This window comes from Roseomonas populi, from assembly GCF_024594815.1.
In the GTDB taxonomy this organism is placed as follows: domain Bacteria; phylum Pseudomonadota; class Alphaproteobacteria; order Acetobacterales; family Acetobacteraceae; genus Roseomonas; species Roseomonas populi.
In genome coordinates this window covers 422,291-442,619 of record NZ_JANJOU010000001.1, presented here as the reverse complement: position 1 = coordinate 442,619, position 20,329 = coordinate 422,291, and the positions used below count along the sequence as shown (strand labels likewise).

The window sequence follows — 20,329 nt, the reverse complement described above, 5'->3', positions numbered from 1 at the left end:
GAGCGGGCATGGAGAGGGGAAGATTGGCCCTCCGCCCACCGCTTCAACCCATCAGTCGGCGGCTTCCGCCACCTCCAGCAGGGCCTCGCCGTTCCGCCGCTCCCGCGCGATGTTGGTCGCGCCGCAGCGCGTATCGCTCAGCACGGAGCTGCCGGGATTGGAAACCTTCAGCTTCGCCATGACGCGGCAGGCCAGCCGGTCGCCCGAGGCGCCGCCGCCGTTCCAGCGCCGGATGGCATCCGCCCAGTTCCCCGCCTTCTCGTAGTGCTGGCGCAGGTAGCCGGCGCCCCAGTCTGCGGAGCGCCAGGGGTCCAGCGGCCAGTCGGAGTTGCGGGCATGGACGCGGGCGTTCACCTGCACGCAGCCGGCCATCACGTACTGCCCGGGGCGGGCGGAGTTGTAGATGCGGCGGGCCTCGGCCATCCCGTCCGGGAAGTAGGCGCGGCCACCGATGTTCATGGCATGGGCGTGCAGCCCGGACTCGGCCAGGGCCACGGCGACCATCAGGCCCTCGGGGATGTCGTGCGCGCGCTCCGCCTGGCGGACAGCGTCCAGGCAGGCCGCCCGCGGGCTGTCGATGTCGCGGCGCTCGACCACGGGGCTGGTCGCGGCGGCGTTGCGGACGGGACGACGGCTGCTGGCCAGGATGAACCCGGGCGCCAGGCGGCGGCCGGCGGTGGCCTCGGTTCCGGTGGCCGGGGCCTGGTCGGCTCCGTCCCGGGCGGCATCGCCGGATGCCAGCTGGGGGGCATCCTCGGCGGTGGCGCAGCCAGCGGCGAGGGAGCCGAGGCCAACGATGAGAGTGGACGCGAGCACGACCCGTGCGGCGCCGCTACGGCGTCGTCGTGGGGTCGGGCTCCCGGCTTGAGTCGGAGGGGCGCTCCGCGGCATCGCGCACGGGAACGCCGCGTTCAGCTGCCGACCGGGGGAGGTCGACACAGGGGGCGCGGACGTCATGCGACATTCGCTACCAGCAACCCAGAGGTCAGCGCAACCCAAAATGCCGCGGGGTCGCTCGCTGGCCGTATAACGCGAGGACGAAACGATGGTTTCCGCCTTGCTCATGCCACAAAGGGGGATGGACGTTTCTTCATCCCTCGAAGATCAAGTATTCGGCATTCAACTTCTACTTACCACTGCCCATCAGGGCGGCGGAAGGAACTTGCGAGTACAGTATTCCGCATCGGGCAGAGAGCCGGACCTGCCGGAAACGAACCGATTGTGCAACGAAAAGGACGGGCGTGAGTGAACGCCCCCGGAGAGACCCGGAAGGCCTGGCAAGATCCTGCGATGTGGAAAATGGGAGAAGGGGATGGAGAGGATGACGGCGCCGCCCACCCGCTGCCCGGTGCCACGCACCTCGGCAGCGACGCGACGGCGCGGCGCCGTCTCCTTCGTTTCCTTCCCCAAACCCGGCCCGTCTTTGACGGCGGCGGAGATGATGTCGCACAGTCTTGTATAAGACACAAGACGCTTTCTTCCGTGGATGGGCCGGAATACGGAATCTTCATCTCCAAGCGGTTTGCCAGACGATCAGGCGCGAGGCCGCTCTCGCATCGCTGCGGTGCGGAATGGTAGGATGCCGCGCATCATGCAGCGCGGAAGCGTCCCTTGAACGAGATGCGTCGGCCCGACGCCCGCCCCCTCTACGTCCAGGTCGAGGCGATCCTGAACGACAGGATCGTGTCCGGCTCCTGGAAGTCCGGTCAGGCCATACCGGCCGAGCCCGAGCTCGCGGCCGAGCTCGGCGTCTCTGCCGGCACGCTGCGGCGCGCCCTGGCCGGGTTGGAGCGGCGCCACCTGATCGAGCGCCGGCAGGGCCGGGGCACCTACGTCGCCCAGCAGACCAGCCAGCAGGCGCTGGGCCAGTTCTTCCGCGTGCGCAACCTGGCCGGGCGGCCGGTGGAGCCGGAGACCCTGATCACCGGCATCACCACCGGCCCCGCCTCGGAGGAGGAGGCGCGGCGCCTTCGCCTCGCGCCTGGGGAGGCGGTGCACCGGATCGACCGCAGCCGCGTCTTCGAGGGCGAGCCGCGAATCGCCGAGCGCATCAGCCTGCCCGCCGCCTTCTTCCCCAACCTCCTCCTGCCGCTGGCGCCGAAGCAGCTGGGGACGGAGATCTACGTCCACTACCGCAATGCCCACGGCATCATCGTGGTCCAGGCGGAGGAGAACCTCTCCGCCACCGCGGCGACGGAGGCGGATTCGGCCGTGCTGGGATGCCCTGTGGGAACGCCGCTTCTGCTGATCGAGCGCGTGACCTTCGACGCCGCCGGCCGCCCGGTGGAGCTCCGCGTCTCCCGCCTCGACACGCGCGCGCACCGCTACGCGGTGGAGATCGCCTGACCCCTCGCGGGCCGGCTCACGCCTCCGGGCGGGGCTGTCCGAGGCGTCCGGCGGCCCAGCGCGCGCTCTCCGCCACCACCGGGTCCTCGTCGTCCATCAGCGCCAGCGCAACGGGGCGCAGCGCCGGGTCGCCCGAGTTGCCGATGGCGTTCAGTACGTTCCGCACGAAGCGCCCGCGCCCGATGCGCTTCACGGGGGAGCCGGAGAAGCGCGCGCGGAAGGCGGCATCGTCCAGCGCCGCGAGTTCGGCCAGCTTCGGCGCCACCAGGTCCTCCCGCGCGACCAGCCCCGGCACGGTGGTCGGCGTGGCGAAGCGGTTCCAGGGGCACACCGCCAGGCAATCGTCGCAGCCGTAGATGCGGTTGCCCATGCGCGCCCGGAACTCCTCCGGGATCGGTCCGCGGTGCTCGATCGTCAGGTAGGAAACGCAGCGGCGGGGATCGAGCCGGTAGGGCGCGGGGAAGGCGTCCGTCGGGCAGGCTACCTGGCAGCGCGTGCAACTGCCGCAGCGATCCGCGTGCGGCTCCTCCGGCTCCAGTGCCAGCGTCGTGTAGATCTCTCCCAGGAACAGCCAGGACCCGTGCGTGCGGGAGACGAGGTTGGTGTGCTTGCCCTGCCAGCCCAACCCCGCCTGCTGCGCCAGCGGCTTCTCCGAAACCGGCGCGGTATCGACGAAGACCTTCACGTCCGTGCCGGCAAAGCGCGCCACCATCCACCGCGCAAGGGCCTTCAGCCGGGACTTCACGAGGTCATGGTAGTCCCGGTGGCGGGCATAGACGCTGATCACCCCGCGATCCGGCATCCCCAGGTAGGAGAGCGGATCGTCCTCCGGCCCGTAGTTCAGCCCGAGGCAGATGACGGAGAGCGCATCGGGCCACAGCGCCTGGGGATGCGCGCGCTGGTCGGCGCGCCCCTCCATCCAGCCCATCTCGCCGTGCATTCCCTCCGCCAGGAAGTCCGCCAGGCGCTGCCGCACCTCCGGCCCCAGCTCCGCGCGCGCGAAGCCCACCGCGTCGAAGCCCAGGCGCAAGGCCTCGTCGCGGATGGCGCTGCGCGCGTCGTCACTCATCCCCGGCCACGATAGGGCGGCACGCCCTGGTCGGGGATCCAGGCGCCGGCGGGCGGCGCGCCGGTCTGCCAGAACACATCGATCGGGATGCCGCCGCGCGGGTACCAGTAGCCGCCAATCCGCAGCCAAGCCGGCTCCAGCAGATCCACCAGCCGCTTGGCGATGTCGATCGTGCAGGCCTCGTGGAAGGCGCCGTGATTGCGGAAGCTGGTGAGGTAGAGCTTCAGGCTCTTGCTCTCCACCAGCCATTCGCCGGGGATGTAGTCGATCACCAGGTGCGCGAAGTCCGGCTGCGCCGTGATGGGGCAGAGGCTGGTGAACTCCGGCACCGTGAAGCGGGCGACGTAGTGCGTGCCGGGATGCGGGTTCGGCACGCGCTCCAGCACCGCTTCCTCAGGGCTGTTCGGCTGGGCCGTGGCTTGGCCGAGCATGGTGAGTCCGGAAACGTCGTGGTTCATGAGGTGGTCTCCTCCGGAGAGGGCGGCTCGGCCGGGGCCGGGGTTTCCCAATTCGCCGCGATGGCGGCGGCCTCGGCCTCGAAGCGTCCCTCCAGGATGGCGGCGCGAAGCCGCGCGGTCAGGGTCTGGTAGTAGCGGATGTTGTGCCAGGTCAGCAGCATCGGCCCGAGCATCTCCTCCGCCCGGATCAGGTGCTGGATATAGGCGCGGGAATGCCGCGTGCAGGCCGGACAATCGCATTCCGGGTCCAACGAGGACGCATCGTCGGCGTAGCGCGCGTTCCGCATGTTCATCACGCCGCGGCTGGTATAGGCGCGGCCCGTGCGCCCGGACCGCGTGGGAATGACGCAGTCGAACATGTCCACGCCGCGCCGCACCGCGCCGATGATGTCGGACGGCGTGCCGACGCCCATCAGGTAGCGCGGCTTCTCCCGCGGCAGCATGGGCACGGAAAAGTCGAGCACGCGGAACATCTCCGCCTGCCCCTCGCCGACCGCGAGGCCACCGATCGCGTAGCCCTCGAACCCGATCTCCGTCAGCGCCCGCGCGCTCTCCGCGCGCAGGTCCTCGAAAACGCTGCCCTGCTGGATGCCGAACAGCCCGTAGCCGTCCCGCGCCACGAAGGCCTCGCGCGACCGCGCCGCCCACTTCATGGAGAGCCGCATGCTCTTCGCGGCCTCCTCCGGCGTGGCGGGGAAGGGGGTGCACTCGTCGAAGCACATGGTCACGTCGGCATCCAGCAGGTGCTGGATCTCGATGCTGCGCTCCGGCGTCAGCCGATGCTTGCTGCCGTCGATGTGGCTCTGGAAGGTCACCCCATCGGCGTCCATCTTCCGCAGCCCGGCCAGCGACATCACCTGGAAGCCGCCGGAATCCGTCAGGATCGGCCCGTGCCAGTCCATGAGCCTGTGCAGCCCGCCCAGGCGCCCGACGCGCTCCGCGCCTGGCCTCAGCATCAGGTGATAGGTGTTGCCCAGCACCATCCGTGCGCCGGTGGAGCGCACCGCGTCCGCCGTCATCGCCTTCACCGTGCCGGCGGTGCCCACGGGCATGAAGACAGGGGTCTGCACCTCCCCATGCGCCGTGTGCAGCGTGCCCGCGCGCGCGGCCCCGTCCGTCGCGGACAGGGAGAAGGAGAGGGGGCCGTTCACCGGTCAGGTTCCTCGTCGTCTCGGTCGATCAGGCAGGCATCGCCGTAGCTGTAGAAGCGGTAGCCGGCCCCGACCGCGTGCGCGTAGGCCGCCTTCAACCTCTCCGTGCCCCCGAAGGCGCAGACGAGCATGAAGAGCGTGCTCTTCGGCAGGTGGAAGTTTGTCAGCAGCACGTCCGCGCCGTGGAAGCGGTGGCCGGGAAGCAGGAAGATGTCCGTCAGGTCGCGGAAGGGCCGGGTGACGCCGTCCGCCCCCGTCGCCGCCTCCAGCAGCCGCAGCGCGGTGGTGCCGATGGCCACCACCCGGCCACCCCTGGCGCGGGCCCCGTTGATGGCCGCCGCCGCCTCTTCCGTCACCTCGCCCCACTCGGCGTGCAGCCGCTGCCCGCGCGGGTCCTCGCCCCGCAACGGCAGGAAGGTGCCGGCGCCGACATGCAGCGTCAGCGTCGTCCGCCCCACGCCGCGCGCCTCCAGGGCCGAGAGAAGCTCCGGCGTGAAGTGCAGGCTGGCCGTCGGCGCCGCCACCGCGCCGGGGGTGCGGGCGAAGATGGGCTGGTAGTCCTCCCTGTCCTCGGGCCGCGGGCCCTCCGGCCGGGCGATGTAGGGCGGCAGCGGGATCTCCCCCGCCTTCTCCAGCGCGGCCGCCAACGCGGCCTGGTCCGGCCCAAAATCCAGCCTCACGGCGCCCTCGACCGGGGTTTCGACCACCCGGGGGGCGAGCTCCGGCGCGCCCTCCACGGCCAGCACGTCACCGGTGCGCAGCTTCTTGGCGTTCCGCACCAGCGCGTGCCAGGTGCCATCTGCCTCGGCCCGGTTGAGCATGATTTCCACCCTCGCCTCTCCCCCGTCCCTCAGGCGGCGGGCGCGCAGGCGCGCGGGGATCACCCGGGTGTCGTTCACCACCATCAGGTCGCCCGGCCGCAGCATCCCCGGCAGGTCTCGCACGCCGCCATCGCCGAGCAGGCCGGGCGCGACGCGGAGCAGCCGCGCGGAGTCGCGCGGGCGGGCGGGGGATTGGGCGATCAGCGCCTCGGGCAGGTCGAAGGCGAAGTCGGCGGTGTGCAGGGGGCGGGGCAGGGCGGGAACGATCAACTGGAAGAGCGGCTGTGGGGGGCGGGGGCGGGTAGCCCTTCCGGCGCGCGGGGGCAAGCACGGCCGCTCACGAGAACATCAAAATAGTTAACCATGTCTGACGTTGTAGGTCACGCAGCCATGTCTCAGAAAAGAGATCGTTAGCGATTGGTGAACGATCCGTGCGCGCCACCCCTTTCCCTCGCCCCTCCGCCGAAATCTCCGAACCGGAGGGTGACCCGCACGCCGTGGCCCTCGCGTTCTGGTTCAACGCCTGGGTGATGCCGTTCATGGCGCCCTTGGCCGGAACCGTCCCCTTGCCGGTGATCGTGACGGCCGGCCCCGCCGTGGAGGAGCCCGCGCCCACTCCCGCAGCGACGGCGGCCGAAGCCGCCATGCCGACGCTGCCCGAGGCTCGACCAGAGGTTCCGTCCGAGGCTCCGCCAGAGGCCGCGCCCGCTCCGGAGGTGCCGACGACCGGAGCATCCGCCCCCGGCGCTGTCCCCGCTCCCGACGCCCCGACCACCGGCACCCCGGATTACGAATCCCCGGCTCCCGCCCCCGCTGCGCCGGCGGCACCGGCGCCGCCCGCCCCGCTGGTCCTCATCGGCGGCGGCGGCCACGACACCCTGATTGGCGGGGCGGCGAACGACCTCATCAACGGGCGTGGCGGAAACGACCTCCTCCTCGGCGGCGCTGGGAACGACACCATCACCGGCGGGGCAGGGAACGACACGATCCTCGGAGGCGAGGGCAACGACGCCATCCAGGCCGGGGACGGGAGCAATCTTGTCGATGGCGGGCCGGGCATCGACCTGATCAACACGGGGCGCGGCAACGACACCATCCTCGGCGGCGGCGGCCCGGACCTCATCTCCTCCGGCGCGGGTGACGACCGGGTCGACGGCGGCGCCGGGGACGACCTGATCCTCCTCGGCGAGGGCGACGACATCGCCGATGGCGGCGAAGGCGACGACCTGATTCGCGGCGGCGCCGGGCGCGACACGCTGCTCGGCGGTGAGGGGGACGACATTCTCGATGGCGGGGCGGGGGTGGACATCCTGTATGGCGGCACGGGCGACGACCTGCTGATCCACGCCTTCGCCGACCGCGCCACCGCGCCCGATATCCTGATCGGCGGCGAGGGCCACGACACGCTACGGCTGGACTTCGCGTCCGGCTTCTGGGTTGATCCCGCCAACCGCGCGGCCGCCGCCGAACTGGCGCGGTGGATCGCCGGCGGGCACGGCGAGGACGCGGCCTATACGGACCTCCACCTCGGCCTCTCCGTCTCCGGCATCGAGGCGATGGAGCTGACGGTGGATGGTGTCCCGCTGGCGGCTTCGGACTGGCTGGCGTGAAATCCCGCCGCGCGCCGGTTCTGCGCGCGGCCGATCCGCCCTAACCTGCGCCCGTAAATTGAGAGGACGGGAACTGAGCATGCAGGTGGACACGGATCGCTTCCTGGCGGACCTGAAGCGGCTGCGCGAGTTCGGCGCGTTCAAGACCGGCGTCCACCGCCCCACCTACTCCCCCCAGGACATGGAGGCACGCCACTGGTTCCTCTCCCGCCTGAAGGAGGAGGGGCTGGAGGCCGAGATGGACGGCGTCGGCAACATCCTCGGCCGCAGCAAGGGGCCCGGCCCGTACCTGCTGGCAGGCAGCCACCTGGAGAGCCAGAACGAGGCGGGCTGGCTGGACGGCGCGCTTGGCTGCGTGGCCGCGCTGCACCTCGCGGCCAGCGGCCTGCCTGTGGACGTCGCGGTCTTCGCCGACGAGGAAGGCCACTACGGCAGCTTCATCGGCAGCCGCTCCTTCACCGGCCTGCTGGAGGAGGCGGAGATCGACCGCCTGGCCAACAAGTACCACGACAAGCCGCTGCGCGAGGCGCTGCGAGAGGCCGGGCTGGAGGGCCGCCCGCGCCTGCGCGCCGATGCCGCCCGCTACCGCGGCTTCCTGGAGATGCACATTGAGCAGGGCCGCCAGCTGGAGAAGCGCGACCTTGGCATCGGCGTCGTCACCGGCATCGTCGCCATCTGGCAGTGGCGCATCGTGATCGAGGGCCAGCAGAACCACGCCGGCACCACCACCATGGACGAGCGGCGCGACGCCGGCATGGCCGCCGTGCGCCTCCTCGCCATGATCGATTCCGAGTTCCCCCGCCACTGCGCGGAGCGCACGGTCTGGACCGCCGGGCGCATCGCCCTCTCCCCCGGCGCCCCGTCCATCATCCCCGGCCGCGCCGAGATCCTGTTCCAGTACCGGGACGTGGACATCGACGTGCTGCGCCGGCTGGAGGAGGTGCTGCGCCGCTGCGTCACCGAGAGCAACCGGCGCGAGCGCACGGTGGCGACTCTGGAGGCCATGTCCCTCTCCACCCCCGCCGTCTGCGACCCCGCCTTCCAGGACGCACTGGAGGCGGCCGCCGAGGCGCTTGCCCCCGGCAAGTCGCTCCGCATGCCGTCCGGCGCCGGGCACGATGCGCAGTACCTGGCCCGCATCATGCCCGCCGCCATGCTCTTCGTGCCCTCCATCAACGGCATCAGCCACCACTGGACGGAGGACACGAAGGACGAGGACCTGGCGCTGGGAATGCGCGTGCTGGCCGAAGGGGCGCGCCGCATCCTGGCGGCGTAGCCGCCGGGATCAGCCGGTCAGGCCGAGGATCCGCCGCAGTTCCGGCGCCGCCACGACCTGGCCGTAGCCCCGCGCGCCCATGGCGAAATCCGTGGCGCGCGAGAGCGGCCCGACGACCACGGGATCGAACCCCGCGTCGCGCACCAGGGCGGAAGCGGTCTCCAGCGCCGCCGCGTCGTCCCCGGCGAGGGGAATGGCGACCAACCCGCCCGCCCGGTGCGCCTGCTCCGCCAGCACGCGGGAGCCCAGTGTGTTAAAGGCCCGCACCACGCGCGCCCCGGGCAGGTGCTCCGCGGAGGCAAGGCCGATCCCGCGCTCGATCGCCGCCTGCCCGACCGCGCCGTCGCGCGCGACGACGGCGTTGCAGGCATCCAGCACGACCTTGCCGCGCAGGGCCTGCCCCAGCTCCTGCCCGACCTGCGGCAGGGCGCCGTAGGGCACGGCGACGAGCAGTGCCTCGCCGAAGGCGGCGGCCTCGGCCGGCAATCCGGCCCGCGCATTCGGCCCGGCGGCCTCCACCAGCTCCTTCAGCCGCTCCGGATGGCGGGAGGAGAAGAGGACAGGGTGCCCCGCCTTGGCCCAGAGCGTCCCCACCGTACCCCCCAGCCGCCCGGAGCCGATGATGCCGATGGGCGACCGGGACGCGGGCTGGGCCAGGGCTCCCCCGGGGCCGGAAAGCAGGAGAGCGGCTCCGCCCGCCAGGAGCAGGCTGCGGCGAGGGATCGGGTTGGCTGCGGCTGTCATGGCGGGCGTTCCCTGCGGGGGTGGATGCCCAAGCCTAGTCCCGCCGGGCCGTCCGCAGCCACAGCATTGCGGGACGCGAACGAACGCCAGGGCCCGTCCCGCCCCTCAGCCCCGCCCCTCAGCCCCGCCGCACGGACAGCGCCGCCGCCAGCGCCCCCGTGAAGGCCAGGCTCCCCAGCCACCAGGGCTCCCACGCACCGATGCCGAGGCTGGCCACGGCGGCGGCCGCCAGCACGCCGGTACCGGCCGGTGCGGCCCCCCAGCCCAGCGCCAGCACGGCCAGTGCGGCAAGGCCAAGCCCGATCCAGCCCAGTTCGAGGAAGACCTGCAGGGCGGCGTTGCCAGGGCGGTCCGGCATGCGTTCCACCCCGCCCGCGAGGAGCTGTTCCTGCACCTCTCCGGGAATGCCGATCCGCGCCATCGCCGCCGGCGAGGGCGTGGCGTGGGCCCCCGGCAGGCTCCTGCTGGCCTCCATGCCCCAGCCGGCGAGGGGTGCGCGCCCGGCCCGCTCCAGGGCGAAATCCCAGCCCAGCAGGCGCTGCAGCACGGGCCGGGACGCGCCGGCAGCGATGTCCGGCATCGCCCGCGGCAGCAGCACGGGAGAGGCGAGCATGGCGCCGGCCAGGACAAGCGCGAGAAGGGAGGAGACGACCCGCCCGCCCAGCCCGGCGAGAAGCGCGGCCCCGCCGCCCGCCAGGGCGGCAAGGCGGGCGGTCTCGCCTGGCAGCAGCAGCGCGCCCCCGGTCGCGGCGGCGAGGAGGAGCCAGCGCCAGGGCGCCGGCACCCGCAGGCGCAGCGCCAGCGGCGGAAGGATGGCCAGGTAGGGCGCCGCCGGCGCGGCCACAGGGCCGGACAGCATCAGGGCGAGCCCGCCCGCGAAGCCGATGGCGGCGCAGGCCGCCAGGCCCCGCCGGGCGCCCAGCCTCTCATCCTCCACCATCACGGCGCAGGCGCCCCCGAGCAGGGCGGCCGCGGCAAGGTATCCCGCGCCCGTCAGGGCACGGAGAGGATCGGGCGCCCACAGCGCGGAGGCGGCACCCCAGCCCGCCAGCGCCAGGGGCGCCAGAGCGGCGGCGCGGGGCCAGGGCCAGGCCCGCTGCTCGCGCCACTGGCCGGGCAGCGCCAGCAGCACGGCGAGGGCGAGCAGCGGCGCCAGGACCCAGGGGGCCACCACGGCCAGGCCCGGCGCCACCAGGGCGGCGCCGCAGAGGGGCAGGGTAGGGGACCGCCACCAGGGCCCGGGCGAGCCACGGAACAGGGCGCCCGGCCCGGGGCCGTCGTCGTACTCGCTCCCGCGCAGGTCGCGCAGGGCAGGGGGCTGGCCGATGAGGGAGGCGGCGCGCGGCGCCATGCGGGCCTCGGAAGGGAAAGTGGGATTGTTGCGCCGCTTCTAACGTCGCCGCCCGCCGTGCCAAGCCCGTGCCTTCCGGGCCCGGTCGTGGCAAGGCGCTGGGATGCGCCTGTCCCATTCCTCCCGGACCGCCCTCGCCCTCGCCGCCATCGCGCTGGCCCTGGCCACAACCCTGCTAGCCATGGGGCGGGTGCCGATCTGCGCCTGCGGCTCGGTGAAGCTCTGGCACGGGGCGGTGAACAGCGCGGAGAACTCGCAGCACCTCGCGGACTGGTACTCGCTCTCCCACCTCGTGCACGGGCTGCTCTTCTACGCGCTCTTCCGCTGGCTGGCGCCGCGCGCGGGCCTCGGGGCGCGGGCGGTCATGGCCGCGCTGCTGGAGGCGGCCTGGGAGGTGGCGGAGAACACCCCCATGGTGATCGACCGCTACCGCGAGGCCACGGCCGCGCTGGGCTACAGCGGCGACAGCGTGGTGAACTCCCTGGCCGATCTCGGCTTCATGCTGCTGGGCTTTCTCATCGCGGCGCGGCTGCCCTGGTGGGCGGCACTGCTTCTCGGCCTGGGGATGGAGCTGCTGGCCCTGGCCGTGATCCGGGACAACCTGACCCTGAACGTGCTGATGCTGCTCTACCCCGTGGAGGCGATCCGCCAGTGGCAGGCCGCCCTGCCGGGCTGAACGGCCGCTCTGCCGTGCCCGCGGGTTTCGTGTCGCGGAAACGACACCCATCTGTCATCCCGTCCTGCCGGGAGCCCGTCTAAGGGGCGCGGATCAAACTGGGGGAAGACTGGGGTGCCGGTGAATGTGGACAGGCCTGCCCTGACGCAGCAGGCCATGGAGGATCTCGGCAGCAATCCCGCGCCGGACGACCCCATCGGCTCCGTAATCGGCCGCCGCCTGGCGCGCCGCACGGCCCTGCGCGGGCTGTTCGGCGCCGCCGCGGCCGGTGTGCTGCCCGCAACCCTGCCTGCGCGGGCACGCGCCGGGGCCGGCGCGCAGCCCGAGGGCGCCTCCACCCTCGGCTTCCGCGGCCTGCCCCATTCCAACAGCCCGGATTCCGTGGTGCCGGAGGGCTACGAGATCCAGACCCTGATGCGCTGGGGCGATCCGGTCCTGCCCGGCGCCCCCGCCTTCGACCCGGCGAACCAGACCGCCGAGGCCCAGGCCCTGCAGTTCGGCTACAACAACGACTACCTGGACTTCTTCCCCCTGCCGAAGGGCAGCAGGGGCGGCGAGCACGGGCTGCTGGTGGTGAACCACGAGTACACCAACCCCGAGCTGATGTTCCCCGGGCTCGGCGACGCGAAGGCCGCGCGCACCCGGGCCACGGCGGCGCAGGTCCGCACCCAGATCATGGCGCACGGCGCCAGCGTGGTGGAGATCCGCCGCCAGGACGGCCGCTGGGCGCCGGTGGCGGGCGGCGAGATGAACCGCCGCATCACCGCGGAGACGCCGATGCGCATCAGCGGCCCCGCTGCGGGCCATGAGCGGCTGCGTACGAAGGACGATCCCACCGGCACGCGCGTGCTGGGCACGCTGAACAACTGCGCCGGCGGCAACACGCCCTGGGGCACGGTCCTGATCGCCGAGGAGAACTTCAACTACTACTTCGGCGGGGATGCGGTCGCCACGGGCGCGCAGGCCGCCGCCTACAAGCGCTACGGCCTGGTGCGCGATCCCCAGTTCCCCTGGCTACGCCACGAGGCGCGCTTCGATGTCGGCAACGAGCCGAACGAGCCGAACGAGCCGAACCGCTTCGGCTGGGTGGTGGAGTTCGACCCCTATGACCCGAACTCCCAACCCGTGAAGCGCACCGCCCTCGGCCGCTTCAAGCACGAGGGCTGCACCCACGCGGTGGCGCCGGACGGCCGCGTGGTGATCTACATGGGCGACGACGAGCGCTTCGACTACGTCTACAAGTTCGTCACCGCCCGCCCCTGGAACCGCGAGGACCCAGCCGCCAACCGCGACCTGCTGGACGACGGCACGCTGATGGTCGCCCGCTTCCACGACGACGGCACGCTGGACTGGCTGCCGCTGGTGCATGGCGAGGGCCCGCTGACCGAGGCGAACGGCTTCCGCAGCCAGGGCGACGTGGTGATCGAAACCCGCCGCGCCGCCGACCTGCTCGGCGCGACCCCGATGGACCGGCCGGAGGACGTGGAGACGAACCCCGTCAATGGCCGCGTCTATGTCATGCTCACCAACAACACGAGCCGCCGCCCGGACCGGCTGGACGCGACGAACCCGCGCCCGAGCAACGCCCACGGCCACGCGCTGGAGATCATCCCGCCGGGGAACCGCGACCACGCCGCCCGCACGGCGCGCTGGGAGGTGTTCTTGATGGCCGGCCAGCCCGGCACGAGCGCCGGCGCAGCCTATCACCGCGCCGTCGGCCCGGATTCCGGCTGGCTCTCCTGCCCGGACAACTGCGCCTTCGACAGCAAGGGCCGCATCTGGATCGCGACGGACGGCGCGCCCCATGCGGCGAAGGTGGCGGATGGCCTCTACGCCGCCGACACGGACGGGGAAGGCCGCGCGCTGACGCGGCGCTTCTACGCCGCGCCACAGGGCGCTGAGGTGTGCGGCCCCCTGATTGGCCCGGGCGACCGCACCGTCTTCCTGGCCATCCAGCATCCCGGCGAGGACGCGGAGAGCACCTTCGAGAACCCCTCCACACGCTGGCCGGACTTCCAGCCGGGCATGCCGCCGCGGCCATCCGTGATCGCCATCGTGAAGAAGGACGGGGGCGTGGTCGGGATCTGACCGCGCGCCCGGTTCAGCCCGCGGCGGGGATGCGGGCAACCACCTTGATCTCGAAGTCGAAGCCCGCGAGCCAGGTCACGCCCACCGCCGTCCAGGCGGGGTAGGGCGCCGGCCCGATCGCCTCGTTCTTGACGGCCAGCACTGTCTCGAACTGCCTCTCCGGGTCGGTGTGGAAGGTGGTCACGTCCACCACGTCGTCGAAGCTGCCGCCGGCGGCCTTCAGCACGGCGTTCAGCCTCTCGAAGGCCAGCCGGACCTGCTTCTCGAAGTCCGGCTCGGGCGAACCGTCCTCGCGGCTCCCGACCTGGCCCGAGACGAAGACCAAGTCGCCGGACCGGATAGCCGCCGAGTAGCGGTGCTTTTCGTAGAGCGCCTGCCGGCCGGGCGGGAAGATCGCGTCGCGCTTGTTCATGGGTCTCTCCTGCTATGAAGGGCCGGAGCTTGGCGCCGGCCGCAGGGGCATTCCATATACGCCCCGTATGCGGATATCTCGGGACATACGCCGCGTATGTCAACCGGCATACGTAGCGTATGCGAATTTTGAGGTGCAATCTTGGCCACTGGTCGGCGCGCGAAGATGATGGAGGAGACCCGGGCCAAGCTCATCCGGGCGGCGCGGAAAGCCTTCGCGGAGAAAGGCTACGCGGCCGCGTCGATGGACGAGCTGACGGCGGAGGCGGGCCTGACGCGGGGCGCGCTCTACCACAACTTCGGCGACAAGAAGGGCCTGCTGCGGGCCGTGATCGACGAGATTGACGCGGAAATGGCGGAGGGCGCACGCGCCGCGCGGGACCGCGCGGAAACCCCGTGGCAGGGCTTCATCGAGGAAGGCGTGGCCTATATCGAGATGGCGCTGGAGCCGGAGATCCAGCGCATCATGCTGCTCGACGGCCCGGCTGTCCTCGGCGATCCCGCTCAGTGGCCGGGGCAGAACGCCTGCCTCCGCACGACGACGGCCACGATCCAGGCGCTGATCGAGGAGAGAACCGTCCGGCCGGTGGATGCCGAGGCCGCCGCCCGGCTCGTCAACGGCGCGGCGCTGAACGCCGCGCTCTGGGTTGCCGCCTCCGACGATCCCCGTGCCGTCCTCGTTAAGGCCATCGAGGCTTTCCGCTTCCTTGCTTCCGGCCTGCTGCGGGAGAGGGGGTGAGGGCGGCCCTCAGCCCTCCCGCAGCCCGTCCGCCACCAGCATCGCCCCCGCCACCGCTAGGGCGATCGCCAGCCCCGGCCACAGCGCCGCCATGGGCGCGCTGAACACCAGGTCCTGCGCGTTCGCCAGCATGTTGCCCCAGGACGCGGCCGGCGGCTGGATGCCCAGGCCGAGGAAGGACAGGGTGCTCTCCGCCAGGATCGCCCCCGCGACCGCCAGGGATCCCGCGACGGCCAGCGGCGCCGCCAGCGCGGGCACCACGTGCCGGCGCAGCAGCCGCCCCTCGCCCACGCCCAGCGCCCGCGCCGCCCGCACATGGTCCCGCGCCAGCACGGAGATGGCGGCGGCGCGGGTGAGCCGCGCGACGCCCACCCAGCCGAACAGCGCGAGGATGCCCACGATCCGCACCACGTCGGCGGAGGCATCCCCGCGCGGCAGCCCGATGGCGGAGGGGTCCAGCGCCGCGAGCAGCACCAGCAGCGGCAGGGCGGGCAGGGCGAGAAGCCCGTCCGCCAGCCGCATCACCAGCGCATCCACCCAGCCCCCGCGCCAAGCTGCCAGAAGCCCCGCCGCCAGCCCCAGCACCGTGGAGGCCACCGCCGCGGCCGCACCCACGGTCAGCGAGACGCGCGCCCCGATGAGGAGCCGCACGAGGATGTCCCGCCCCAGCTCATCCGTGCCCAGCGGGTGCGCGATGGAGGGCGGCGCCTGACGCGCCAGGATGTCCGGCACCTCCGGGTCCACCCCCAGCCACGCCGCCACAGCCGGCGCCGCGATCGCGGCCAGGACCAGCAGCAGCAGGATCGCCACCCCCGCGCGCAGCCGCGTCATGCCGCCAGTCTCGGGTCCAGCGCGCGCTGCGCCAGATCGGCCGCCAGTGTCGCCAGCATCGTCACCCCCGCCACCAGAAGCAGCGCGAGCAGGGCGAGGTTCTGGTCGCTGCCCATCACCGCATCCGTCAGCAGCTTGCCCATGCCGGGCCGAGCGAAGACCGTCTCCGTGATCAGCGCGCCCGAGACCAGGCCGCCCGCATCAAGCGCCAGGATGGAGAGCAGCGGCACGGCCGCGTTCGGCAGGGCGTGGCGGAACGCGATCCGCGCCTCCGGCGCCCCCCGCGCGCGGGCGGCGGTGATCCAGGGCGCGCGCAGCACATCCGCCATCGCCGCCGCCGTGTGCCGCGCATAGGCGGCGAGATGCGCGACCGCGAGGGTCGCGACCGGCAGCACGAGGAAGCGCAGCGCCTCCGCAAGGCCGCCGGAATCCGGCACCCCGCCCGCCGGCAGCCAGCCCAGCGTGACGGCGAAGAGGATGATGAGAAGTATCCCCAGCCAGAAGGCCGGCACTGCCTGCGAAACCAGTGCCAGCGCGTCCACCGCCCCGCGCCAGCGCGGCCGCAGCGCCGCCAGCATCCCGGCGGCCACGCCAATGCCCGCCGCCAGCGCCAGTGCAGTGCCCAGCAGCACCAGGCTGCCCCGCAGAGCCGGCAATAGCACCTCCGCCGCCGGCCGCGCGAAGAGGCGGGAATACCCGAACTCACCGCGCAGCACGCCAACGGCCCAGGCCCACCAGCGCGCCAGCAGCGGCTGGTCCAGCCCGTGCAGCGCGCGCATCCGCGCCACGTCCTCCGGCCCCAGCCGCGGATCGGCCATCATGGCGAGCGAGATCGGATCGCCCGGCATGGCGCCGATGGCGAGGTAGGCGACGAGGGAGAGGATCACGAGCGTTGCCGCGATCTGCGGCACCCGCCAGACGATCATTCGCAGCACGTCAGCGCACCCGCCAATCCGTCACCCAGAGGGAAGAGGGCGACATGTTCCCCGTCGGCCGCACGCCATCCAGCCATTGCGGCAGGACATGCGGCTCCGCACGGTGCCAGAGGGGAAGGGCGGGCAGGTCCCGATGCGTCATCGCCTGCAGGCGCGCCCAGAGCGGCCGCCGCTTCTCCGCGTCCAGCTCCTGCGGCAGCGCCTCCAGCAGCGCGTCCATCTCCGGGTTGGCGTAGCCCGGAAAGTTCTGGCCAGACCAGTTCCGGTCCGCGCGCGGGATCTCGTCCGAGTGCAGCGTCGTGCGCGGCACGTTCTCCGGGCTGCTGATCCAGGCGAAGAGCACGGCGCCGTTGAACTGGCGCTTCGACAGCGTCTCCCCGAACAGCACGCGCGGCGGCTGGTTGCCGATGCGCGCCTCCACCCCCGCCGCCCGCCACATGCCCTGGATCACCTGCAGCACCGTCTCGCGCGATCGGTTCCCGGCCGTGGTCTGCAGGTCCACGGAGAGCCGCGCGCCTTCCGCGTTGCGCCGGATGCCGTCCGGCCCCGGCTTCCACCCCGCCTCCTCCAGCAGCGCCTGCGCGCGTGCCAGGTCGAAAGGCCAGGGTGCCAGGGACTTGTCCACCATCGGGTCGTCGGGGTGCACGGCGGTGGCGGCGACGGGCTGGCGGTTCTCGAACAGGCTTCCCACGATCCGCCCGCGGTCGATCGCCATCATCAGCGCCTGCCGCACCCGCAGGTCGGAGAGCGGCGGCTGGTCCATCCGCAGGTCCAGGTGCTCCCACACCAGCCCCGGCCGGTACTCGAAGCGGAAGCGCCCGCGCGCCCGCTTCTCCAACGCGATCGCCTGGTCCAGGGAGAGCCCCAGCTCCCCAGAGATCATGTCCACCTGCCCCGCGAGGAGCTGCGCCTCCAGCGCCGCCGAGTTCTCCACCACGCGAACGTTGATGCGCCGGAAGGCTGGTGCCGGCCCCGCCCAGGCCGCGTTCCGCTCCAGCGTCACCCCCGCGCCCGGCTGCACGGCGGCGATGCGGTAGGGGCCGTTCCACAGCCCGGGATTGGCGGTGTCCGTGTCGTAGGCGGTGCGGGACCGGTAGTTGCGCCGGTCCGCCTCCCAGATCGCGCGGTCGATATGCGCGGGGAGGGGCTCGAAGCCGCCCGCGCTGCCCGCCTCGAAATTCACCCTGTCGAATCGCAGCGTCACCGTGCGCGGATCGCTGGACTGGAACTCGTAGGCGCTGCGATAGAACTCCGCGCCGCCGAAGCCCGTCTCGAAGGCGCGCCCCGCCTCCCAGGCGAAGCGCATGTCCTCCGCCGTCACGGGGCGGCCATCGCCCCAGCGCCCGTCCTCCCGCAGCCGCCAGGTCACGCGCATCCCCGGCTTGCCGTCCGGAGTCGTCTCCAGCACCACGCCGCCGTTCTCGATCGTCGGCACGGCCTCGCAGGCGAAGCAGACGGGCTTCCAGTCCGGCCCGTGGCCCGTCAGCGGCCGGCGCGCGAAGCCCAGGATGTAGGACTTCGCCAGCATGCTCTCGATGTTCGGGTGGAAGGTGCCGGTAGCCTGGGCGATCCCGACTGTCAGCGTATCGCGCGCCTGGGTCTGGGTCTGGGTCTGGGCCTCGGCCGGGAAGGCGGCGCCGGCGGTCAGGGCCAGGAGAACCGCGGCGCGGCGGGTAAGGGCAGCGGGGGGCGTCTGCATCGGGGGATTGTGCAGGGCTTCCCCGCCAGGGGCTAGCGGGCGCGCCGGAACTGCCGGTGCTCCTCCTCCACCATCGCCGCGGCCGCCGTGGCCAGGCGGCCGAGCCAGCCGCTGCGCTGGGCCTTCATGTGGCGGCGGATCGCGTCCCGCACGCCCTCGCTGCCCAGGTGGATTGCCGCCACTTCCGCCCCCATGGCCTGCAGCATCGGCGCGCCGAGCAGCACGTCCCGCCCGAGCAGCCCCTTGGCGCCGGGCGCGAAGAGCTTGTCCGCCTCGATCTTGCGGTTGTTCGGTGAGAGGCGCCGGGCCGCGATGCCGTTCGCCACCCGGTACCAGGGATCGGGCGCGCGGAAGCGGCCCGTCGCCACCTCCATGCACCGGATCGCGTGCCCGCCCCCGTGGGCGCGGCCCCAGGCGGAGGGGATGACGCCCTTGGCCTCCCGGATGACCCAGTCGCCGGCCCATTCCGCCTCCGCGACCCAGCGCGGGCGGCCGAGGCTGCCCAGCCCGGCGCTGCGGTACCACAGGCGGGAGGGCTCGGCCCCAGGGGGCATGGCCGCGCGCAGAGCCGATTCGTAGCGCGGCCAGATCGTCGGGCGCTGCCGCTTCGGGCGCGCCTCGAAGGCCTCCCGCTTCTGTCGCATCCCCTTCCAGAAATCGGCCCGGTGCTCCTCCGGCACCATGACGGCCTCGCGCAGCGGGCGGCGCTCCCGGTCCAGCACCGCCGCGCCGGGCGCCTCCAGCCCTGCGGCGTAGCCGGCCAGGATGTCCCGCGCGATCGCGGCGGCGCCGCGCTCTCCGCCCGCCAGCAGCCCGCTCGTCGCCAGGCGCAGCAGGTCCAGGGCGTAGGGCATCGCCGCCGCCTCGTCGTAGTCGTTCACGCCCCAGACCAGGCGCCCGTCCGCGTCGCGCCAGGTCCCGAAATTCTCAAGGTGGATGTCGCCCACCGCCAGCACGGCGGGGGCATGGGCAAGGTCCGGCGCCACGTCCAGCACCGTCTCCGCCCAGCGCCAGTAGGTGGCGCGGAGGAAGGGGAAGGGGTCCTTGCCCGCCATCTTCCGGCGCTTCTCGTCCAGCCCCTCCTGCAGCACCTCCCGCCCCATCTCCGCCCGCAGGTCGTCCTCGTAGCGGGCCACCGATGCCAGGATGTCCATGGAGCGTCCTCTCAGGCCGGCACGGGGGTCAGGACGGGACGGCCGGCGAAGTGCGCCGTCAGGTTCTCGATCACCAGCCCGATCGTCGCCATCACCGCCTCCGGCGAGCGGCCCGCCACATGCGGGGTCAGGGTAACGTTCTCCAGCTCCGCCAAGCCTTCCGGCAGCTTCGGCTCCCCCTCCACCACGTCCAGCGCGGCGCCCGCGATGCGCCCCGCCCGCAGCGCGGCGATCAGCGCCGCCGTGTCCACCACTGTCCCGCGGGCGATGTTGACCAGGAACCCTTCCGGCCCCAGTGCCTCCAGCACGGCGGCATCGACAAGGCCCCGCGTGCCCGCACCGCCCGGCGTGGCGATCACCAGGAAGTCGCACCATGCCGCCAGCGCGGCGGGGGAAGGGAAGTAGGCGTGCTCCACCCCCTCCTGCCTCTGCCGCCCGCAATATCCCACTGCCATCCCGAAGCCGCCCGCGCCCCGTTCCGCGATCTGCGCCCCGATCCGGCCGAGGCCGAGAATGCCCAGCCGCTTCCCGAACACCGCGGGCCGCGTCAGCCGCGGCCACTCCCCACGCCGCACCGCCGCATCCGCCCGCACGATCCCCCGCGCGGCCGCCAGCAGCAGCGCCATGGCGTGGTCGGCCACCGAGCTGTCATTCGTGCCAGGGCCGTGGGTGACGACGAGGCCGCGCGCCCGGGCGGCCGCCACGTCGATCCTCTCGAAGCCCGCGCCCTGCGCGCAGACGATCTCCAGCGCCGGCATCCGCTCCATCTCGGCGGCGGTGAGGCCGGTGGAGCCGTTGGTCAGCACGGCCCGGAAGCCCGCTCCCCGTTCCGCCACCACCCGCTCCCGTTCCGCCGCGCCGGGGGCGGGATGCAGCTCGAACCCTGCCTCCCGCAGCCGCGCCTGCTGCTCCGGCAGCAGCTCGATCAGGACGAGGACAGGAATGGGCATGGCGCGTCGGCTCCGCTGCT

General features: G+C 72.8%; 19 protein-coding genes. 6 read left to right on the top strand and 13 right to left on the bottom strand.

What is annotated here, in order from left to right; translation table 11 throughout:
• Positions 1 to 51: 51 nt before the first annotated feature.
• Positions 52 to 816 carry a transglycosylase SLT domain-containing protein gene (locus NRP21_RS02210; RefSeq protein ID WP_257714521.1) on the bottom strand — a complete coding sequence of 255 codons (765 nt, stop codon included), beginning with the start codon at positions 814 to 816 and terminating at the stop codon, positions 52 to 54.
• Positions 817 to 1,620: 804 nt separating this feature from the next.
• Here NRP21_RS02210 and NRP21_RS02205 point away from each other — a divergent pair.
• Positions 1,621 to 2,346, top strand: a complete 726-nt coding sequence (locus NRP21_RS02205; RefSeq protein WP_257714690.1) for a GntR family transcriptional regulator — start codon at positions 1,621 to 1,623, stop codon at positions 2,344 to 2,346.
• 16 nt (positions 2,347 to 2,362) lie between these two features.
• On the opposite strand, the gene queG is transcribed toward NRP21_RS02205, so the two are convergent.
• The 4 genes from queG to queA are packed head-to-tail and all read right to left on the bottom strand — an operon-like array spanning position 2,363 to position 6,088.
• Positions 2,363 to 3,415, bottom strand: coding sequence for a tRNA epoxyqueuosine(34) reductase QueG (gene queG, locus NRP21_RS02200; RefSeq protein WP_257714520.1), 1,053 nt, complete (start codon positions 3,413 to 3,415; stop codon positions 2,363 to 2,365).
• Positions 3,412 to 3,873, bottom strand: a complete 462-nt coding sequence (queF, locus tag NRP21_RS02195) for a preQ(1) synthase (protein ID WP_257714519.1) — start codon at positions 3,871 to 3,873, stop codon at positions 3,412 to 3,414. Before queF ends, queG begins: the two co-directional genes overlap by 4 nt.
• Positions 3,870 to 5,024, bottom strand: coding sequence for a tRNA guanosine(34) transglycosylase Tgt (gene tgt, locus NRP21_RS02190; RefSeq protein ID WP_257714518.1), 1,155 nt, complete (start codon positions 5,022 to 5,024; stop codon positions 3,870 to 3,872). Before tgt ends, queF begins: the two co-directional genes overlap by 4 nt.
• Positions 5,021 to 6,088 (bottom strand): tRNA preQ1(34) S-adenosylmethionine ribosyltransferase-isomerase QueA, encoded by a 1,068-nt coding sequence (gene queA, locus NRP21_RS02185; protein ID WP_456300225.1) that lies wholly within the window; start codon positions 6,086 to 6,088, stop codon positions 5,021 to 5,023. Before queA ends, tgt begins: the two co-directional genes overlap by 4 nt.
• A gap of 188 nt (positions 6,089 to 6,276) precedes the next feature.
• Here queA and NRP21_RS02180 point away from each other — a divergent pair, with 188 nt between their 5' ends.
• Both NRP21_RS02180 and NRP21_RS02175 read left to right on the top strand, forming a co-directional pair.
• Positions 6,277 to 7,455 carry a calcium-binding protein gene (locus NRP21_RS02180; RefSeq protein WP_257714517.1) on the top strand — a complete coding sequence of 393 codons (1,179 nt, stop codon included), beginning with the start codon at positions 6,277 to 6,279 and terminating at the stop codon, positions 7,453 to 7,455.
• 79 nt (positions 7,456 to 7,534) lie between these two features.
• Positions 7,535 to 8,731, top strand: a complete 1,197-nt coding sequence (locus tag NRP21_RS02175) for a Zn-dependent hydrolase (RefSeq protein WP_257714516.1) — start codon at positions 7,535 to 7,537, stop codon at positions 8,729 to 8,731.
• A 9-nt stretch (positions 8,732 to 8,740) separates the two neighbouring features.
• On the opposite strand, the gene NRP21_RS02170 is transcribed toward NRP21_RS02175, so the two are convergent.
• Entirely contained in the window at positions 8,741 to 9,475 is a 735-nt protein-coding gene (locus NRP21_RS02170; RefSeq protein WP_257714515.1) for an NADPH-dependent F420 reductase, read from the bottom strand.
• Between the two features lie 118 nt (positions 9,476 to 9,593).
• Positions 9,594 to 10,826 (bottom strand): hypothetical protein, encoded by a 1,233-nt coding sequence (locus NRP21_RS02165; RefSeq protein WP_257714514.1) that lies wholly within the window; start codon positions 10,824 to 10,826, stop codon positions 9,594 to 9,596.
• A gap of 103 nt (positions 10,827 to 10,929) precedes the next feature.
• Here NRP21_RS02165 and NRP21_RS02160 point away from each other — a divergent pair, with 103 nt between their 5' ends.
• Positions 10,930 to 11,502: a DUF2585 domain-containing protein gene (locus tag NRP21_RS02160; RefSeq protein WP_257714513.1), complete on the top strand. Its 573-nt coding sequence runs from the start codon at positions 10,930 to 10,932 to the stop codon at positions 11,500 to 11,502.
• Positions 11,503 to 11,616: 114 nt separating this feature from the next.
• Positions 11,617 to 13,590, top strand: coding sequence for a PhoX family protein (locus NRP21_RS02155; protein ID WP_308219860.1), 1,974 nt, complete (start codon positions 11,617 to 11,619; stop codon positions 13,588 to 13,590).
• 13 nt (positions 13,591 to 13,603) lie between these two features.
• Here NRP21_RS02155 and NRP21_RS02150 read toward each other — a convergent pair whose 3' ends face one another.
• Entirely contained in the window at positions 13,604 to 14,002 is a 399-nt protein-coding gene (locus tag NRP21_RS02150) for a RidA family protein (protein WP_257714512.1), read from the bottom strand.
• Positions 14,003 to 14,143: 141 nt separating this feature from the next.
• On the opposite strand from NRP21_RS02150, the gene NRP21_RS02145 reads away from it, so the two are divergent.
• Positions 14,144 to 14,740: a TetR/AcrR family transcriptional regulator gene (locus NRP21_RS02145; protein WP_257714511.1), complete on the top strand. Its 597-nt coding sequence runs from the start codon at positions 14,144 to 14,146 to the stop codon at positions 14,738 to 14,740.
• 9 nt (positions 14,741 to 14,749) lie between these two features.
• Here the strand turns inward: NRP21_RS02145 and NRP21_RS02140 are convergent, their stop codons facing one another.
• From NRP21_RS02140 to NRP21_RS02120, 5 genes are read right to left on the bottom strand one after another with little or no spacing between them, the layout of a single operon-like run.
• Entirely contained in the window at positions 14,750 to 15,571 is an 822-nt protein-coding gene (locus tag NRP21_RS02140; protein ID WP_257714510.1) for an ABC transporter permease, read from the bottom strand.
• Positions 15,568 to 16,497: an ABC transporter permease gene (locus NRP21_RS02135; protein ID WP_257714687.1), complete on the bottom strand. Its 930-nt coding sequence runs from the start codon at positions 16,495 to 16,497 to the stop codon at positions 15,568 to 15,570. The genes NRP21_RS02140 and NRP21_RS02135 overlap by 4 nt, the downstream gene beginning before the upstream one ends.
• 10 nt (positions 16,498 to 16,507) lie before the next feature.
• Positions 16,508 to 18,205, bottom strand: coding sequence for a peptide ABC transporter substrate-binding protein (locus tag NRP21_RS02130; RefSeq protein WP_257714509.1), 1,698 nt, complete (start codon positions 18,203 to 18,205; stop codon positions 16,508 to 16,510).
• A gap of 32 nt (positions 18,206 to 18,237) precedes the next feature.
• Positions 18,238 to 19,359, bottom strand: coding sequence for a DUF2252 domain-containing protein (locus tag NRP21_RS02125; RefSeq protein ID WP_257714508.1), 1,122 nt, complete (start codon positions 19,357 to 19,359; stop codon positions 18,238 to 18,240).
• Between the two features lie 11 nt (positions 19,360 to 19,370).
• Entirely contained in the window at positions 19,371 to 20,309 is a 939-nt protein-coding gene (locus tag NRP21_RS02120) for a 2-hydroxyacid dehydrogenase (protein WP_257714507.1), read from the bottom strand.
• Between the last annotated feature and the right edge of the window lie 20 nt (positions 20,310 to 20,329).

Excerpts from the sequence above, each read along its gene's own strand:
- NRP21_RS02135 (WP_257714687.1), bottom strand. The coding sequence starts at position 16,497 with ATGATCGTCTGGCGGGTGCCGCAGATCGCGGCAACGCTCGTGATCCTC.
- NRP21_RS02130 (WP_257714509.1), bottom strand. The coding sequence starts at position 18,205 with ATGCAGACGCCCCCCGCTGCCCTTACCCGCCGCGCCGCGGTTCTCCTG.
- NRP21_RS02170 (WP_257714515.1), bottom strand. The coding sequence starts at position 9,475 with ATGACAGCCGCAGCCAACCCGATCCCTCGCCGCAGCCTGCTCCTGGCG.
- NRP21_RS02160 (WP_257714513.1), top strand. The coding sequence starts at position 10,930 with ATGCGCCTGTCCCATTCCTCCCGGACCGCCCTCGCCCTCGCCGCCATC.
- queG (WP_257714520.1), bottom strand. The coding sequence starts at position 3,415 with ATGAGTGACGACGCGCGCAGCGCCATCCGCGACGAGGCCTTGCGCCTG.
- NRP21_RS02205 (WP_257714690.1), top strand. The coding sequence starts at position 1,621 with ATGCGTCGGCCCGACGCCCGCCCCCTCTACGTCCAGGTCGAGGCGATC.
- NRP21_RS02165 (WP_257714514.1), bottom strand. The coding sequence starts at position 10,826 with ATGGCGCCGCGCGCCGCCTCCCTCATCGGCCAGCCCCCTGCCCTGCGC.
- NRP21_RS02120 (WP_257714507.1), bottom strand. The coding sequence starts at position 20,309 with ATGCCCATTCCTGTCCTCGTCCTGATCGAGCTGCTGCCGGAGCAGCAG.
- NRP21_RS02125 (WP_257714508.1), bottom strand. The coding sequence starts at position 19,359 with ATGGACATCCTGGCATCGGTGGCCCGCTACGAGGACGACCTGCGGGCG.
- queF (WP_257714519.1), bottom strand. The coding sequence starts at position 3,873 with ATGAACCACGACGTTTCCGGACTCACCATGCTCGGCCAAGCCACGGCC.
- NRP21_RS02175 (WP_257714516.1), top strand. The coding sequence starts at position 7,535 with ATGCAGGTGGACACGGATCGCTTCCTGGCGGACCTGAAGCGGCTGCGC.
- NRP21_RS02140 (WP_257714510.1), bottom strand. The coding sequence starts at position 15,571 with ATGACGCGGCTGCGCGCGGGGGTGGCGATCCTGCTGCTGCTGGTCCTG.
- NRP21_RS02150 (WP_257714512.1), bottom strand. The coding sequence starts at position 14,002 with ATGAACAAGCGCGACGCGATCTTCCCGCCCGGCCGGCAGGCGCTCTAC.